The sequence below is a fragment of the Collinsella sp. OM08-14AT genome, assembly GCF_003438115.1.
Classification (GTDB): Bacteria; Actinomycetota; Coriobacteriia; order Coriobacteriales; family Coriobacteriaceae; genus Collinsella.
The window spans coordinates 21,865-38,008 of the sequence record NZ_QSTE01000011.1 but is presented as its reverse complement, the minus strand read 5'-3'; the positions used below and the strand labels follow the sequence as shown (position 1 = coordinate 38,008).

At 62.0% G+C, this 16,144-nt stretch carries 10 protein-coding genes and 1 tRNA gene; 8 read left to right on the top strand and 3 right to left on the bottom strand.

Translation table 11 applies throughout. From position 1 onward, the window contains the following. Positions 1-3: 3 nt before the first annotated feature. Together DXC18_RS07075 and DXC18_RS07070 are read right to left on the bottom strand one after the other, a co-directional pair. Entirely contained in the window at positions 4-1,104 is a 1,101-nt protein-coding gene (locus DXC18_RS07075; RefSeq protein ID WP_117716783.1) for a glycerol dehydrogenase, read from the bottom strand. A gap of 77 nt (positions 1,105-1,181) precedes the next feature. Then, the gene (locus DXC18_RS07070; RefSeq protein ID WP_117583326.1) at positions 1,182-2,405 is read right to left on the bottom strand and encodes an iron-containing alcohol dehydrogenase; all 1,224 of its coding nucleotides are present in this window, start codon (positions 2,403-2,405) and stop codon (positions 1,182-1,184) included. Between the two features lie 511 nt (positions 2,406-2,916). Here DXC18_RS07070 and DXC18_RS07065 point away from each other — a divergent pair. The 4 genes from DXC18_RS07065 to DXC18_RS07045 all read left to right on the top strand — a co-directional run bounded on the left by DXC18_RS07065 (position 2,917) and on the right by DXC18_RS07045 (position 7,634). Further along, complete coding sequence (locus tag DXC18_RS07065; protein WP_117716782.1) at positions 2,917-3,993, top strand: hypothetical protein; 1,077 nt, start codon at positions 2,917-2,919, stop codon at positions 3,991-3,993. Further along, complete coding sequence (locus tag DXC18_RS07060; protein WP_117716781.1) at positions 3,993-5,036, top strand: hypothetical protein; 1,044 nt, start codon at positions 3,993-3,995, stop codon at positions 5,034-5,036. Before DXC18_RS07065 ends, DXC18_RS07060 begins: the two co-directional genes overlap by 1 nt. A 45-nt stretch (positions 5,037-5,081) precedes the next feature. Further along, complete coding sequence (locus tag DXC18_RS10725; RefSeq protein WP_233509040.1) at positions 5,082-7,259, top strand: MurT ligase domain-containing protein; 2,178 nt, start codon at positions 5,082-5,084, stop codon at positions 7,257-7,259. Positions 7,260-7,557: 298 nt separating this feature from the next. Further along, positions 7,558-7,634, top strand: a tRNA-Glu gene (locus DXC18_RS07045). A 218-nt stretch (positions 7,635-7,852) separates the two neighbouring features. Here the strand turns inward: DXC18_RS07045 and DXC18_RS07040 are convergent. Then, complete coding sequence (locus tag DXC18_RS07040) at positions 7,853-9,940, bottom strand: glutamine synthetase III (RefSeq protein ID WP_117716780.1); 2,088 nt, start codon at positions 9,938-9,940, stop codon at positions 7,853-7,855. Between the two features lie 424 nt (positions 9,941-10,364). Here DXC18_RS07040 and DXC18_RS07035 point away from each other — a divergent pair, with 424 nt between their 5' ends. The 4 genes from DXC18_RS07035 (at position 10,365) to DXC18_RS07020 (ending at position 16,066) form a co-directional block, all read left to right on the top strand. Continuing rightward, entirely contained in the window at positions 10,365-11,237 is an 873-nt protein-coding gene (locus DXC18_RS07035) for a methylenetetrahydrofolate reductase (RefSeq protein WP_117716779.1), read from the top strand. Then, positions 11,237-12,025, top strand: coding sequence for a hypothetical protein (locus DXC18_RS07030; protein WP_117716778.1), 789 nt, complete (start codon positions 11,237-11,239; stop codon positions 12,023-12,025). The genes DXC18_RS07035 and DXC18_RS07030 overlap by 1 nt, the downstream gene beginning before the upstream one ends. Before the next feature lie 9 nt (positions 12,026-12,034). Beyond that, on the top strand, positions 12,035-14,593 hold the full coding sequence (locus DXC18_RS07025) for a homocysteine S-methyltransferase family protein (protein ID WP_199412237.1): 2,559 nt from the start codon (positions 12,035-12,037) through the stop codon (positions 14,591-14,593). Positions 14,594-14,701: 108 nt separating this feature from the next. Next, complete coding sequence (locus DXC18_RS07020; RefSeq protein ID WP_035136908.1) at positions 14,702-16,066, top strand: PFL family protein; 1,365 nt, start codon at positions 14,702-14,704, stop codon at positions 16,064-16,066. Positions 16,067-16,144: the final 78 nt, after the last annotated feature.

Here is a 16,144-nt window from a genome sequence, read left to right as displayed (position 1 = left end):
GATTTACTCATCCATGAGGTAATAATGACCCAGCGCATCGGCACCCAGGATGGCGTTGGCGACCATCTCGGGCGTCACCTCAAACGGCATGTTGCACATGGTGTCATCGGGCGCGCAGGCGGCCTCGGCAACAATCATGGCCTGCTCGCGTGTAAGCTCGGTAACGCCAAGTTCCTTCATCGTGACCGGCAGGCCCAACTCAATGCAGAAGCCCAAGACTTCCTCGAGCTTCTCAGTCGGAGCATCCTCGAGTACCAGCTGGACGATGGTACCAAAGGCGACCTTCTCGCCGTGATACATGCCGTGGCACTCGGGCAGCATCGTCAGGCCATTGTGGATGGCATGAGCAGCAGCAAGGCCCGAGCTCTCAAAGCCAATGCCCGAAAGCAGCGTATTGGCCTCGATGATGTGCTCGACGGCAGGCGTGAGCGCACCCTTCTCCAGCGCGACCTTGGCCTTGACGCCATCGGCCATGAGCGTCTCATAGCAGAGCTTGGCGAGCGCCAGGCCAGCCATACCGCCCTTGCCGCCGGCGCAGGTGCCGCCGTCGGCATCATGCGTCGCCTGGGCCTCAAAGTAGGTTGCGAGCGCATCGCCCATACCGGAAACCGTCAGGCGCACCGGGCTCGCCGCGATAACCGTCGTATCCATAAGGACAATGTTGGGGTTTGCCTTAAGGAAGAGGTATTTATCAAACTGGCCGTCATCGGTATAGAGCACCGAAAGAGCGGAACACGGAGCATCGGTCGAAGCAATGGTGGGGCAAATGATAACCGGGGACTCCAGGTAGTAGGCAACGGCCTTCGCGGTGTCGAGGATCTTGCCGCCACCGACGCCGACGATGATGTCGCAACCGTTGTCGCGAGCGAGCGCAACCAGGCGATCGACCTCGCCCTTGGAGCACTCGCCGTTAAAGTCCTCAAACAGCAGCTCGGCCTTAGCCTCAGCAAAACCGCCCTCGATCTTAGCACCGACGCGCTTCTTGCCCGAAGGCGTCACGATGACGAGGGCCTTAGCGCCGAGCGGCTCGACATAAGAACCGAGCTTGGCCAGCTCGTCCGGGCCCTGGATGTACTTGCTGGGGCTATTGAAAATTGCAGCCATAACTATCCCATTCTCTAAAAAGAAAGGGGCTCCGTACAGATACGTGCGGAGCCCCTCGTTACGATAACAAGAGTCGATTAGAAATCGATGTCGGTGTCGTAGTAGCAGGCCTTGAGAATCTTCTCGAAGTCGGCAGCCTTGGTCTCACGCGGGTTCTCGGGCGTGCAGGCGTCGGTCTCGGCGTTCGCGGCGATCTCGGGGAGCTTCGCGAGGAACTCCTCCTCGGAAACCATCTGCGGGTTCTCGGCGTCGACCTTCACGCCACCATTCGCGTAATCCTTGATGGACTGCGGAATGTTGAGCTGGTCGTTGAGGTCGCGAATCTTCTGGACGAGCGCGGCAATGAGCTCCTCGTTGGTCTCGCCGGGAAGGTGCAGGATCTCCTTGGCCACGTAAGCGTAACGCTCGGCAGCGCGCGGGTCCTTGGAGTTCCACTGGATGACCTTGCCCAGGTACATGGCGTTAGCAGCACCGTGGATGATGTGGCCGTTCTCAAAGGCTGCACCGGTCTTGTGAGCCATGGAGTGAACGATGCCGAGCAGGCCCGAGGAGAAGGCGATACCGGCGATGCACTGAGCCTCGTGCATGTGCTGACGGGCCTCATGGTCGCCGGCATAGGACTTGGGCAGCCACTCGACGATCTCGCGGATGCCGTGCAGAGCGTTGGCGTCGGTGAACATGGAAGCGCAGGTGGAAACGTAGGCCTCCATGCAGTGGGTCAGAGCGTCCATGCCGGTATGAGCGCACAGCTTGGCGGGCATGGTGTAGGTGAGCTCGGGGTCGACGATGGCGACATCAGGGGTGATGTTGAAGTCGGCCAGCGGGTACTTGATGCCCTTGGCGTAGTCGGTAATGACGGAGAAGGCAGTGACCTCGGTAGCGGTACCGGAGGTAGAGGAGATGGCGCAGAAGTGAGCCTTCTGACGCAGCTCGGGGAAGCTGAACGGCTGGATGATGTTATCGAAGGACTCCTCGGGATACTCGTAGAAGACCCACATGGCCTTAGCGGCATCGATGGGCGAGCCGCCGCCGATGGCGATAATCCAGTCGGGCTCGAACTCGCGCATGGCCTCGGCGCCCTTCATGACCGTCTCGATGGACGGATCGGACTCGACGCCCTCGAACAGCTTGACCTCGAAGCCGCCCTCTTTGAGGTCGGCCTCAACGTCCTGCAGGAACCCGCCGCGGCGCATAGAGCTGCCGCCAGAAACGATGATGGCCTTCTTGCCCTTGAGGTTCTTCACCTCGTGGCGAGCGCCCTCACCAAAGTACAGATCGCGAGGATTGGTAAAACGTCCCATACTGTGCCTCCTAAACAAGCCCCTCTTAGACTTGCGTATATAACGGAGCACCCGATTGGCTCCGTTAGGACCGTTTTGCGCGTTGCCGGCGATGACAATGCGCGATGTCTAAACGTCTCAACGCTCAGACAAACACTATTTTACCGTTCTGGTTGGTCAGTTATTCACCTAAAGCCGACAATGATGAAACGTTTTTTCTATCCCTGAAGACCCTTATGGGGCATTCATACTCCCAAGCTGGGCAAACGTTTTATCAAGGTTGACCACATATCCCGGGCAGGGCTGTGCCCCTCCAAAATGCGCCCCGTTCGCCGCCAAAAATCGACCGTTTGCGGCACCGTGATACCACTCAGTCGTCCAAGGTGCCGACATTTGTGCGACATCCGTCTGACATCCGTCTTCGTGGTGCAAAGGTGCATGTCCAAGTGCGGTACCCCCGGTGTGCCACATGCGGGTAAACTAGAGCCTTATATAGAGAGATTTGAACCCTAACCGCAGCAAAGGAGGCCCCATGGCATTCGATCCCATTCAAGAGGATTGCCATCGCCTCGTTCTTGAGGCCTTGCGCCGCGACAATATCCCGCTCACCGACGGTGCCGCCGTAGAGCGTCTGATGGAACAATTCACCCGCAACCCCGCGCCGCTCATCGTGCACGACCGCGACCGCGCCGGGCACCTCATTGCCAAGGTGGTCGAGGCTGTCGACTACCGCATTCCCTTTATCCCTGACGATACCCAGGCAGAGCAAGAAGAGGCCGCAGCCGAGAACATGCTCCGCGAGGCAGCCGCGCTCGATCCGAGCAACTGGGATGCCCAGCGCATGCTGACCGCCCTCACCGCCAACTCCAACGAGGAGTACGTACAGTACTTGGTATCCAAGCGCGATGAAGTCGAGCACGACCTGGCGCTCAAGATTGCCTCGGCGCAGGACCCCTACGAGCGCGAGGCCGCAGGCGACCTTATGCGCCGTCCCTACCTGCGCTGGCTTGCCGCCCTTGCGTCACGCGCCCTCATTAGCGGCCGCTATCGCATGTCGCTCGAAGCTGCAAACCGCAGCCTGGACTTTGCGCCCAACGACCCCGCCGGCGTCCGCCACACTGCGATGCTCGCCATGGCAAAGCTCGAATACCCCGCCGAGGAGCTCAAGCGCTTTCGCTCTGCCCACTCCGTCCCCTATCTCGCCAACACGCCGCTACGCCGTCGTCCCAAGGATGCGGAGCGCGACTTGGACCCATGGACGCTCATCGCGCTGATGAGCGCTGCCTGGCGCGAGCTGGACTACGAGGGTGCCGAGCACTACTTGCGCATCCTTGCACGCTCGTGCCCGCACGCAGCCGAGGCACTCTACTTTCAAACCGAGTTTCCCGATGGCGTCTATGCCCGCGTCAACGTGGGTGCGGGCTCCACCGACGAGCTTGTCCTTGCTCTATCCGAGGCGACGCCGGTACTGCAGGAGGGCTTGGGCGCCCCCGACAACGCCAGCTTTGCCGCCTGGGTCGCCACCAACGATATCGTGCGTTCCCAGATCGACGAGCGCATCCTGCGGGCGGCCGAGCAGGGCTTGCCGTTTAAGGGAGGAGACCTCTAATGGATCCGAGCGTCTACATCCCCGCCTACCTGGAGCGCGCCTACGTTGCGTCGCACCCCGAACTCACCGATGCAGCACGCGAGCTTGTCCATAACGACGTGAGCGTCAACCCTCACAAGTATGCGCAGACCGAGCATGCCCAGGCGCTGCTGTCCTATGCTGGCGTCCACCGCCACCTGCTCGACGAGCTCCATCGTATTGAGGACATGGGCAGCGACGATGAGTTTGAGCAGACGCGCAACCGCCTGTTCGACGATATGCGCGACGAGCTGCTCAAGATCGTCCGCATCGATGCGTATGTCCTCGATGCCCAGCTGCTCGCTATCATTTTGGCGGACACGCCCGTCGACGCCTGTCTAGGCGACCTGCTGAAGCTCGAAGCGACCACGGCCGATTACCTGCAGCAAAGCGTGCCCGGGTTCGATATGGAAGCCCCGCACTACTGGACCAACAAGGTCCTGGCAGACGGTGTGACAGCGGCCGATCTCACCGTGAGCGAGCCGGCGTTTATCGGGTGGCTCCACACGCTCGAGGCCATCTCGCAGCTGTGCATGGCGAGCGCTCGTTACCGTGCTGCCGCCAACTATTCTCGCCGCGTTCTTAAGGCGGAAGGCTATCCCACCCGAGCTGCAGGCACCGTGCTACTCGCCCTCGCTCGCCTGGAAGACGAGGACGGCTTTTTTGCCCTGGCCCACCAGCTCGAGGAGCAGATAGGGGCCGATGCCCTCGAGAACTCCCCCTGGTACCTACTCGCCCGCACGATCTTGCTGTTCAAAACGAACAAGATGCGCCCGGCGACACGCGCGCTGCGCGAGTTTGCCAACCGCTGCGAGGGCGGCGCGTTCTTTTTGCTGAACCCCATGTATCAGACGCCGTACCTTCCCTGCCGGCCCGAACCGCACGACCCCTGGGACCTTTCGCATCAGGCAGTTTGGGAGGCCGACGGCATCATCTCGGATACTCCCGACTTTGCCCCCTGGGCCAACGCCTGCGAAGACGTATCGCAGCTTGCCCAGGAATTTGCGCGCCGTTACGGCTTTTAACGGCGCAAACGCCACGACCATGTCATTCACGTTAGGAACGGCTTCATGAACTTCCGCTCTTCTCTCGCCTGCACCTCGAGCGATATCGCCCGCTGGGGGCTGCGCTCCGTCCTTAAGCGCCAGGGCGGCGTACTCCCCGGCCGCATCGCCATGAAGATCGACCCCGAGCTGCTAAGCGACCTCGCGGGCCTTGTCGACCGCAGCGTGGTGATCACCGGCACCAACGGCAAGACCACCACCTCCAACCTCATCGCCGATGCCGTTGCCGCCAGCGGCGCCACCGTGGTATGCAACCGCGCCGGCAACAACATGGAGCCGGGCGTGGTGGGCGCGTTGCTCGAGGCACGCGGCAACCTTAAGCGAACCGCCAGTAGCAAGCGCGTAGGCGTCTTTGAGTGCGACGAGCTCTACACGGTGCGCGTCTTGCCCAAGCTCAAGCCGACCTACTTTGTGCTGCTCAACCTGTTCCGCGACCAGCTGGACCGCTACGGCGAGATCGACCACACCCAGGACGTCATCGCCCACGCGCTGGAGCTTTCGCCGGCAACGACACTCATCTATAACGCCGACGATCCGCTGTGCGCCTCGATCGCCGCACGCGTCCCCAATATGAGCATCGCCTTTGGCATCGACGGCGCCACGGGCACCGAGTCCGATCGCATTAGCGACTCGCGTTTTTGCTCGCAGTGCAACGCGCCGCTGGAGTACGACTATGTGCAGTACGGCCAACTCGGCGCCTATCATTGTCCTTCGTGCGGTTGGGGTCGTCCCGCGCTGGTCCGTCGCGTGACAGGCGTTGAGCTCACCTGCAGTGGCTACGGCTTTGACCTGAACTTTGGACCCGATACCGACGCACCTGCAACGCACATCGTCACGCGCTACAACGGCCTGTACATGGTCTACAACGTTGCCGCCGCCTTCTTTGCGGCGCGCGAGCTGGGCGTGGACGTTGCACATCTGCAGCCCACGCTCGATGCCTACGTCCCCGCCGGCGGACGCATGGGCCGCTGGGAAATCGCTGGCCGTACCGTCGAGGCAAATCTGGCCAAAAATCCCGTGGGATTCGATCGCCAGATTCAGTCCATTAAAACGGCAGGCGGCAGGCTCTGCGCCTTCTTCCTGAACGACAACGACGCCGACGGCCACGATGTCTCATGGATCTACGACGTCGACTTCGAGCGCATCGCCGATACCCCAGGGCTTGTCGCCTTTGTCGGAGGTACGCGCGCGCACGATATGCAGGTACGCCTGAAGTACGCCGGCATCGACGCCGCCATCATCTCGGATATCGAGCAGGCGATCGGCGCCGTGGCAGACGAGGCCGCCAATGACACCTTCTACGCCGTCGCCAACTACACGGCCTTCCCGCCGCTGGTCAAGGAACTCGACGAGCTTAAGGGCACCGATGCGAGCTCGGTTGCCTCCCACGCCGTAACGCGCGCCAATGGGAGCGCTGTCCCCACCGACATTGTGCCGGTCGAGCTCTCGCGTCCGCTGCGCATCGTCTACCTGTATCCCGATGCCCTCAACCTCTATGGCGACGGCGGCAACGTCATTGCCCTTGAGCGCCGCTGCGCCTGGCGTGGCATTCCCGTGCGCGTGGACGAGGTCCGTATGGGCGAGTCGCTCGATCTCACCGACGCCGACATCGTCATGATGGGCGGTGGCTCCGACCGCGATCAGTTGGCCGTGGCACACGAGCTGCTCGCTCAAAAAGACAAGGTCGCGGCCTATGTTGAGGACGGCGGCTCGCTGCTCGCTATCTGCGGCAGCTATCAGCTGCTCGGCCGTTCGTACTATATGGGTGAAAATCGCATCGAGGGCCTGGGCGTCGTTGCCGCCGAAACCGTGCGCGGCTCCAGCCGCCTGATCGGCAACGTCGCCGTCAAAACCGAACTGGCACCCGAGCCCTTTGTGGGATTCGAGAACCACGGCGGCCGCACCCTGCTCGATGCTGAGGCCACGCCGCTCGGAACGTCCGTCGTCACGGGTACCGGCAACAACGGCGACGATGGCTTTGAGGGCCTCATCTACAAGGGCGTCATCGGCACGTACCTACACGGACCGGCACTGCCCAAGAACCCCGAACTCGCCGACTGGCTCATCGCCCACGCCCTCCAGCGCCGCGGCGACGCGCAGGCCGCCGCTCTGCTGCCGCTCAAGCCCCTCGACGACACCTACGAGCATGCCGCCCACGACGCCGCGATGAAGCTCCTCCCCTAACGCCCCGCCACCACAAAGGGGACAGGCACCTTTGTGGTGGTTTTGACCTGCCACGGCAGTTTGTCTCGATCTGTAACATTTAGACCGTTAAAAATCGTCTTACTGTTACAGATTGAGATATTCGTCCCGACGCCCGCCGTCTGTCTCGATCTGTAACAGATAGAGCCGATTTGCCCGCCCAGATGTTACAGATTGAGATATTTGAAAATCGGAATAGAAGCCTACTCCTGTGTGGTGGTTTTCCAGTTTGCCAACGATATACGCGCCGGCAAAAAAGTCTGCTATACTCTTTCCCGCTGTCCCCATCGTCTAGCGGCCAAGGACGCCACCCTTTCAAGGTGGATATCGCGGGTTCGAATCCCGCTGGGGGCACCAACCCGAAAATGTGCGAACCTGTGCGATGTTAAGTCGTGCGGGTTCGTTTTTTGTCTTGGCTGTTTTCGTTTCGGCGCATGCGCGCCAAATGTGCGCCAAATGTGCGCCAAATGTGCGCCAAATCAGCCAAGAACCTCTGCCGTCTTCGCCAGTGGCGACAAAAAAGAAGGGACCTCGCACAGGCGAGACCCCTTCGCACGCAAAATCAAACGTGTCTGTTACACATAGAACAGAATGTCATCGTAGGTCGGGACCGGCCAGTAGTCGGCGGCCACGATCTCTTCCATGGCATCCACGGCGGCACGCAGCGTATCCATAGCGGGAACGACCTCGTGCGCGTATACGTTGGCCTGCTCCTGGCCATCGAGAGCCTCGGCCTTCTGATGTACGGCGTCGAGCGCCTTGATGGAGTCGTTGATGGCGGTGATACCGTTGCAGAGCTTGTTGAGCGTGTTCTGCTCGCACTGCATGGCAGCCTCAGCACCGGCGGCACGAATAGTCTCAAGGCCCTTAGCGACCTTGGTGGCATAGGCGGTAATGACCGGGCGATAGGTACGACGCGCCTCGCGAACCATCGTGGTGGCCTCGATGTTCATGAGCTTGTTGTACTTCTCGAGCTTGCAGTCATAGCGGCACTGGGCCTCGGCCTTGGTCAGGACGCCCGTCTCCTCAAAGAGCGCAATGGCCTTATCGGAAACAAAGGCGGGAAGAGCGTCGGCCGTGGTCTTGTTGTTGGCAAGGCCGCGCTTCTCGGCCTCGATGGGCCACTCGTCGGAGTAACCGTCGCCGGAGAACAGGATGCGCTGGTGATCGGTCAGCACCTTCTTGCAGTACTCGAGCGCGGCGTCCTGGAACTTATCCTCGGGCGTACCCTCGAGCGCATCGGCGAAGGACTTGAGCGACTTGGCAACGGCGGCATCGAGCACCAGGTTGGAGTCGGAAACGTTTTGCTCGGAGCCGCAGGCACGGAACTCGAACTTGTTGCCGGTGAAGGCGAACGGGGAGGTGCGGTTGCGGTCGGTGTTGTCCTGCATCAGTTTGGGCAGGGTATCGGCGCCCAAGTCAAGCACGCCGCGCGTGGCATGGACGGAAGCCTTGCCATCGATGATCTTCTCGACAACCTCGGTAAGCTGGTCGCCCAGGAAGATGGACATAATCGCCGGAGGAGCCTCGTTGGCGCCCAGACGATGATCGTTGCCGGCCGAGGCAACGGAGGCACGCAGGAGCTCCTGATAGTTATCGACGGCCTCGATCACCGCGGTGAGGAAGACGATGAACTGCAGGTTGTCGAGCGGGGTGTCGCCCGGGTCGAGCAGGTTCTCGGACTCGGTGCCAAGCGACCAGTTGTTGTGCTTGCCCGAACCGTTGATGCCCTCAAAGGGCTTCTCGTGCAGCAGGCAGACCAAGTCGTGACGGGAGGCGATGAGCTTCATCTTCTCCATCATGACCAGGTTCTGGTCGATGGCCTCGTTGACCTCGCCATAGACGGGGGCGAGCTCATGCTGGCAGGGGGCAACCTCGTTGTGCTTAGTCTTGGCGGGGATGCCGAGCGCCCACAGCTCGTTGTCCAGGTCCTTCATATAGGACGAGACGGTGGGGCGGATTGCGCCAAAGTAGTGCTCCTCGAGCTCCTGGCCCTTGCAGGGAGCGGCGCCAAAGAGCGTGCGGCCGGTGATGACCAGGTCCTTGCGCTTGCGGTAGGCATCCTTCTTGATCAGGAAGTACTCCTGCTCGTCACCCACGGAAGGAACGACCTTCTTGGGGGTCTTGCCAAAGAGTGCCAGTACACGCTTGGACTCACGCGAGAGCGCGGTCATGGAGCGCAGCAGCGGGGTCTTCTTGTCCAGGGCCTCGCCCGTGTAGGAGCAGAAAGCCGTGGGGATGCACAGGACGTCGTCCTTGATAAAAGCAGGGCTGGTGGGATCCCAGGCGGTGTAGCCACGGGCCTCGAAGGTGGCACGCAGACCGCCGTTGGGGAAGCTGGAGGCATCGGGCTCGCCCTGGATGAGGTTCTTGCCCGTAAACTTGGTAATGGCGGTGCCGTCGTGGTTGGGCTCGAGGAAGCTGTCGTGCTTCTCGGAAGTAATGCCCGAAAGCGGCTGGAACCAGTGCGCGTAGTGCGTGGCGCCCTTGGAGATGGCCCAGACCTTCATGGCGTGGGCAACGGCGTTGGCCACATCCAGGTCGAGCGGCTCACCGTCCTCGAGGGTTGCAGCAAGGCGCTTCCAAATGTCCTTGGGGAGGTAGTCCTTCATGACTTCCTCAGAGAACACCATGGTCCCGAAGCGGTCAGTAAGATCGGCCATACGGAACTCCCTTCGTATCGGCACCGCGTGAGATGCGGTGTTGATTACTAACGAACGAGTCATAGCTTAGACTCGCCGTGTTTCCGCGACATTACCGTTATGTTGCTGTCGCGAAACCAATCAATGAGGTTACCGCATCACAGCGGCACTGCCGCCCTTAATGGCCAATCAACTGTATAAATTGCAGACCTCTTCCCATGATTTAAGGGTAGTCAATTTGGGATGGGGCTCTATTAACTGGTATTTCGCATCAGATACCATTCAATATAGCCCTTTCCTACATTGACCGCTCTGCTATAGGCAATGCCGATAGCAAGGCATCTTTGATTGGTATCCCTAAATCGCGAGTAAAACTCCACCGTGGCACAGCGGTGCTGTAGAATCCTTACAACACATCGCACCCAGGCATCTAAAGGAGCACGATATGCGCGTCGACGAGGTTTTTAAGCAGGCAGCATCCCAGGGCACCACGTCCGTTTCGTTTGAGATGTTCCCGCCCAAGGGTGAGCTTACCCTCGATACGGCTCGCGAGGTGGCAGGCAACCTGTGCAAGCTTTCACCGAGCTTTGTCTCGGTCACCTGCTCGGCCGGCGGCTCTGGCAACGGCGCCACCACCGCCCCCATCGCGCATATGATTTCGAGCGAATTCGATACGCCCTCGGTGGCACACCTTACCTGCGTGGGCCGCTCGCACGCCGATATCGCCGCCAAGATTGACGAGTATCGCTCGGCCGGCGTTGAAAACATCCTGGCCCTGCGCGGCGACCTGCCCGCTGGCGCGACCGAGGACGACAAGCCCGCCTCCGACTACGCCTACGCCCGTGACCTCATCCCCGAGCTCGTCGACGCCGGCTTTTGCGTGGGCGCCGCAGCCTACCCCGAGGGCCACATTGCCTGCGAGGATCTCAACCTCTCGGTCGAATACCTCAAGCAAAAACAGGACGCCGGCGCGAGCTTCTTTGTGACGCAGCTCTTCTTTGACAACGAGTGCTTCTACCGTTTCCGCGAGCTTGCCAACAAGGCAGGTATCACCGTGCCCATTACCGCGGGCATCATGCCGTTTATGGGCAAGTCGCAGATCAGCCGCATGGTCTTTATGTGCGGCGCGTCGCTGCCCTCCCCCGTCATCAAGATTCTCGCCAAGTACGAGAACGACCCCGAGAGCCTGCAGGCAGCCGGTGTAGATTATGCCGCCCGTCAGCTTTGCGACCTTAAGGAGCACGGCGCCGACGGTCTGCACCTGTACACTATGAATCGTCCTGCAATCGCCGCAACCATTATGGAGCGCCTGGGGTAATGGAAAAACCGCACATCGATACAACCGCTGTCGAAGTGCCGGCCGACCTTGCGTCGCCGGCGCTTTATCGTATCGATGATGCCCACCACCCCCGCGTCGATCGTGCCGAGATGCTGCGCTATCTGGGCTACAGCGGTCAGCAAATTGAGCCCGAGCTGTCGCAGCGTATTGAGCTTGTCGTTGAGCGTCTGGAGCTGGACATTGAACCCCGTGGCGTGCGACGCGTGTTTGCCGTCGATGCCACGGGCGTGGACGAGCAGGGCGAGCCCTGCATCCGCTTGGTTGGCACCAATGTTAAGCTGCGGGGTCGTGATATCTATCGCCACCTTAAGGACGCCCGCCTTGCCGCACTCATGGCATGCACCCTCGGCATGAACGCCGAGCGTCGCCTGCGCACCACGGGAGCCCAGCAGCCTCTGGAAGGCGCCGTGCTCGACGCCGCATGCTCTGCCTATGTAGAAGCCGCCGTCGAGCAGATGGACCAGCAGGTCAAGGCTGCGGCCGCTGCACACGGGCTCGCCGGTAACTGGCGCTTTAGTCCCGGCTATGGCGACTGCCCGCTCTCGGCCCAGCGCTCAATCGTGGCTGCGCTCAACGCTACGCGGCTCATCGGGCTTACCGTCACGCCGACCAGCCTGCTCATGCCCACCAAGAGCGTGACCGCGGTGATTGGTCTGTTTGACGGCGAAGTCCACGACGCCCAGAGCCGCCCCACCTGCAATATCTGCCGCATGCGTGAGCACTGCCGCTTCCGCGCCGCCCACACCACCTGCTATTCCAGCCATTAGGAGCCATCGATGTTTACTCCGCTTATCACTCATGATCTGGACGGTGCCGCGCTGGCGGCACCCGTTGATGCCGCACGCCGTAATGGCGCTGCATACAAGACGCGCACGATCGACGACCTTCGCATTAAGGACGATCGTCTGCGCGCCGCCATCAAGGGCACCGGACACCTGCTGTTCGACGGCGGCATGGGTACCATGCTGCAGGCGGCCGGCATGAAGGCCGGCGCCCTGCCCGAGCTGCTCAACTTTGAGGAGCCTCAGGTCATTACCGACATCCAGCGTCAGTACGTCGAAGCCGGCTGCGACGTGATCACCGCCAACACCTTTGGCGCCAACGCCCACAAGCTCGACGGTGCCGCCACCGTGGCAGACGTCTTTGCCGCGGCCGTCACCTGCGCCCGCGCGGCCGATGCCCATTACGTCGCCGGCGACATCGGCCCCATCGGTGCGCTGCTTCGCCCCCTGGGCACCCTCAGCTTCGACGAGGCCTACGATCTCTTTGCCGAGGAGGTGCACGCTGGCGTCGCCGCGGGTGTTGACCTCTTTATTATCGAAACCATGACCGATCTTGCCGAGATCAAGGCGGCAGTCCTCGCCTGCCGCGAGAACTCCGACTTGCCCGTCTTTGCCACCATGACCTTTGAGGAAGACGGCCGCACCTTCTTGGGCACGAGCCCCGAGGTCGCCGCCATCACCCTCGACGCCATCGGCGCCGACGTCCTTGGCATCAACTGCAGCCAGGGCCCGGCCGAGCTCCGAGGACTCGCCGCGCGTATGCTCACCGTCACCGACAAGCCCGTTATGGTGCAGGCCAATGCAGGACTGCCCCGCGTGGACGACGACGGCAACACCGTCTTTGATATCCAGGCGCCCGAGTACGCCGTGGCCGTCGCCGGTATGATTGAGGACGGCGTAAGCGTCGTGGGCGGCTGCTGCGGCACCACGCCGGCGCACATGGCAGCGCTGCGCACGCTTATCGATAACCACACGCCCAGTCCGCGCCACCGCAAGCCCAGCATGTCGGTCACGAGCGCCCAGACGGTCGTGGACCTCCCCTGCGACGGCCACAAGATCGCCGTCATCGGCGAGCGCATCAACCCCACCGGCAAAAAGCGCCTGCAGCAGGCCCTGCGCGACGGCGACCTGGACTACGTGGTGAGCCAGGGCATCAGCCAGCAGGAGCAGGGCGCCGACATCCTGGACGTCAACGTGGGCCTGCCCGAGATCGACGAGGTCAAGATTATCCAACAGGCCACCGAGCAGCTCCAGGGTTCCACGCTGCTGCCGTTGCAGATCGACTCCACCGACCCCGCAGCCGTCGAAGCCGCCGTGCGCCGCTACGCCGGCAAGCCCATCATCAACTCGGTCAATGGCAAGCAGCAGATCATGGATGAGATCTTTCCGTTGGTTGCCCACTACGGCACCAACGTCGTCGGCCTTACGCTCGACGAAGGCGGCATCCCCGATACCGCCGAGGCCCGCTTCGCCATCGCCGAGCGCATCGTGGCCGAGGCCGCCCGCTACGGCATTGGCCCGGACCGCATCCTCATCGACTGCCTGGTCATGACCGCCTCGACCAATCAACGCCAGGCCGAGCAGATCCTGCGCGCCATGTCCCTGTGCAAGGAGCGCCTGGGCGTCAAATGCGCGCTCGGCGTGTCGAACATCAGCTTTGGCCTGCCCGCTCGCCCGCTGCTGGGTTCGGTCTTTTTGGCCGCCGCTTTTGGCGCGGGTCTGGACGCCCCCATCATGAACCCGGGCTCCAAGCGCTTTATGGATACCGTCTACAGCTATCGCGTCCTGAGCGTTGAGGACGAGGGCTCGACCGGATACATCGAGCGCTATGCCGGCTGGACCGATCCGTATAAGATCGCCGCCAACCCGGCAGCAGCTCAGGCCGCATCGACCGACACCGTGCCCGCTGCCGGCACCGACGGCACCGACGGCAACGACGACCCGATTCGTCGCATGGTCGTCTCGGGCCGCAAAGGCGAGATCGCTGCCGAGACCGAGCGTCTGCTGGCAGACCACGACGCCATGGACCTCATCAACAATCACTTTATCCCCGCCCTCGACGAGGTTGGCGTCCTCTTTGACCAGGGCAAGTTCTTCTTGCCGCAGCTTATGGCCTCGGCCGAAGCCGCACGCGTGGGCTTCGACACCATCAAGCGCCTGATGCCCGCCGGCGAGATCGCCGACAAGGGCAAGATCTGCGTGGCCACCGTCAAGGGCGACATCCACGACATCGGTAAGAACATCGTCAAGATGCTGCTCGATAACTACGGCTATACCGTCTTTGACCTAGGCCGCGACGTCGACCCGCAAGAGGTGCTCAAGACCGTGCGGGAGCGTGACATCAAGCTCGTCGGCCTCTCGGCGCTTATGACCACCACGGTCGTCGCCATGGAAGAGACCATCAAGTTGCTCCATGCCGAGGTTCCGGGCGTCAAGATCATCGTAGGCGGCGCCGTGCTCACCCCCGAATACGCCAAGCAGATCGGCGCGGACTACTACGCCAAGGACGCCGCCGAAAGCGCTCGTATCGCCGAAGAGGTCTTTGGGCAGTAACACAACGGAAACAACCGAGCACCAAAACGTGCCGCATGCGCCACTTGGCACGTGCGGCACGTTAGAATAGAAAAGACTATGCTCGTTTTGGCAGATAGGAGCGCAAGGATGGCGATCACGCCCGCAGAAATCGCGGAAACCCGCGGCATGGTTGAGGAGCAGAACCTCGACATCAGGACCATCACCATGGGTGTTTCGCTCATGGGTTGCGGTGACGAGAACCTCGACCGCATGTGCACGAAGATCTACGACCACGTGACGCACACGGCTGAGCATCTGGTCGAGACCGCCGAGAACCTCGAGCGCGAGTACGGTATCCCCATCGTCAACAAGCGCGTTTCCGTCACCCCGGTGGCGCAGATCGCCGCGTGCTGCAAGGATGAGGACCTCACCCCCATCGCGCATGCCCTCGACCGCGCGGCCGAGACGCTCGGCATCGATTACCTGGGCGGCTTCTCCGCACTCGTCCAGAAGGGCATCGGCGACGCCGACCGCCGCGTCATCCAGTCCATCCCCCAGGCGCTCGCCACCACGAGCCGCGTCTGCTCCAGCGTCAACGTCGCCAGCCTGCGCGCCGGCATCAATATGGACGCCGTGCTTATGGCCGCCCAGACCATCATCGATGCCGCTAAACTCACGGCCGACCAGGATTCCGTCGGCGCTTCCAAGTTTGTCTGCTTTGCTAACATGGTCGAGGACTCCCCGTTTATGGCGGGCGCCGTCCACGGCGGTGGCGAGGCCGACGCCGTCATCAACGTAGGCGTCTCGGGCCCCGGCGTTATGGCCGCAGCCCTGGAGACGCTGCCCGATTCCGCATCGATGATGGAAGTCGCCGAAAAGATTAAGCAGACCGCCTTTAAGATCACCCGTGCCGGCGAGCTCATGAGCCGCGAGGCCGCCCATCGTCTGGGTGTCGAGAAGGGCATTGTCGACCTGTCGCTGGCTCCCACGCCTGCCATCGGTGACTCCGTTGCCCGCATCCTCGAGATCATCGGCGTAGGCACCTGCGGTGGCCCCGGTACGACCTGCGCGCTCGCCATGCTCAACGATGCCGTCAAGAAGGGCGGCGTCATGGCCAGCTCCAGCGTGGGCGGCCTCTCGGGCGCCTTTATCCCCGTGTCCGAGGACGCCGGCATGATCGCCGCCGTCGAGGCCGGCGCGCTTTCGCTCGAGAAGCTCGAGGCTATGACCTGCGTGTGCTCCGTTGGCTTGGACATGATCGCCATCCCCGGCGACACCCCGGTCGAGACCATCGCCGGCATCATCGCCGACGAGATGGCCATCGGCGTCATCAACAACAAGACCACGGCCGTCCGCGTGATTCCTGCCATCGGCAAGGGCGTGGGCGACTGCGTCGAATACGGCGGTCTGTTCGGCCGTGCGCCCATCATGCCGGTGAACCCCAACGCCGGCACCGTGCTTGCCCACCGTGGTGGACGCTTCCCGGCACCGCTGAACTCGCTGAAGAACTAGCTGAGGGGGACTGGCGAGGAGCCCCGGGGAGGGCAAATATATAAGGTCGCCTGCCCGGACAGTCCTGACTCGCACGGA

Bases quoted from the DNA above. Each gene is read 5' to 3' on its own strand.
- DXC18_RS07060 (WP_117716781.1), top strand. From the start codon at position 3,993: ATGGATCCGAGCGTCTACATCCCCGCCTACCTGGAGCGCGCCTACGTT.
- DXC18_RS07040 (WP_117716780.1), bottom strand. From the start codon at position 9,940: ATGGCCGATCTTACTGACCGCTTCGGGACCATGGTGTTCTCTGAGGAA.
- DXC18_RS10725 (WP_233509040.1), top strand. From the start codon at position 5,082: ATGAACTTCCGCTCTTCTCTCGCCTGCACCTCGAGCGATATCGCCCGC.
- DXC18_RS07035 (WP_117716779.1), top strand. From the start codon at position 10,365: ATGCGCGTCGACGAGGTTTTTAAGCAGGCAGCATCCCAGGGCACCACG.
- DXC18_RS07065 (WP_117716782.1), top strand. From the start codon at position 2,917: ATGGCATTCGATCCCATTCAAGAGGATTGCCATCGCCTCGTTCTTGAG.
- DXC18_RS07075 (WP_117716783.1), bottom strand. From the start codon at position 1,104: ATGGCTGCAATTTTCAATAGCCCCAGCAAGTACATCCAGGGCCCGGAC.
- DXC18_RS07025 (WP_199412237.1), top strand. From the start codon at position 12,035: ATGTTTACTCCGCTTATCACTCATGATCTGGACGGTGCCGCGCTGGCG.
- DXC18_RS07070 (WP_117583326.1), bottom strand. From the start codon at position 2,405: ATGGGACGTTTTACCAATCCTCGCGATCTGTACTTTGGTGAGGGCGCT.
- DXC18_RS07030 (WP_117716778.1), top strand. From the start codon at position 11,237: ATGGAAAAACCGCACATCGATACAACCGCTGTCGAAGTGCCGGCCGAC.
- DXC18_RS07020 (WP_035136908.1), top strand. From the start codon at position 14,702: ATGGCGATCACGCCCGCAGAAATCGCGGAAACCCGCGGCATGGTTGAG.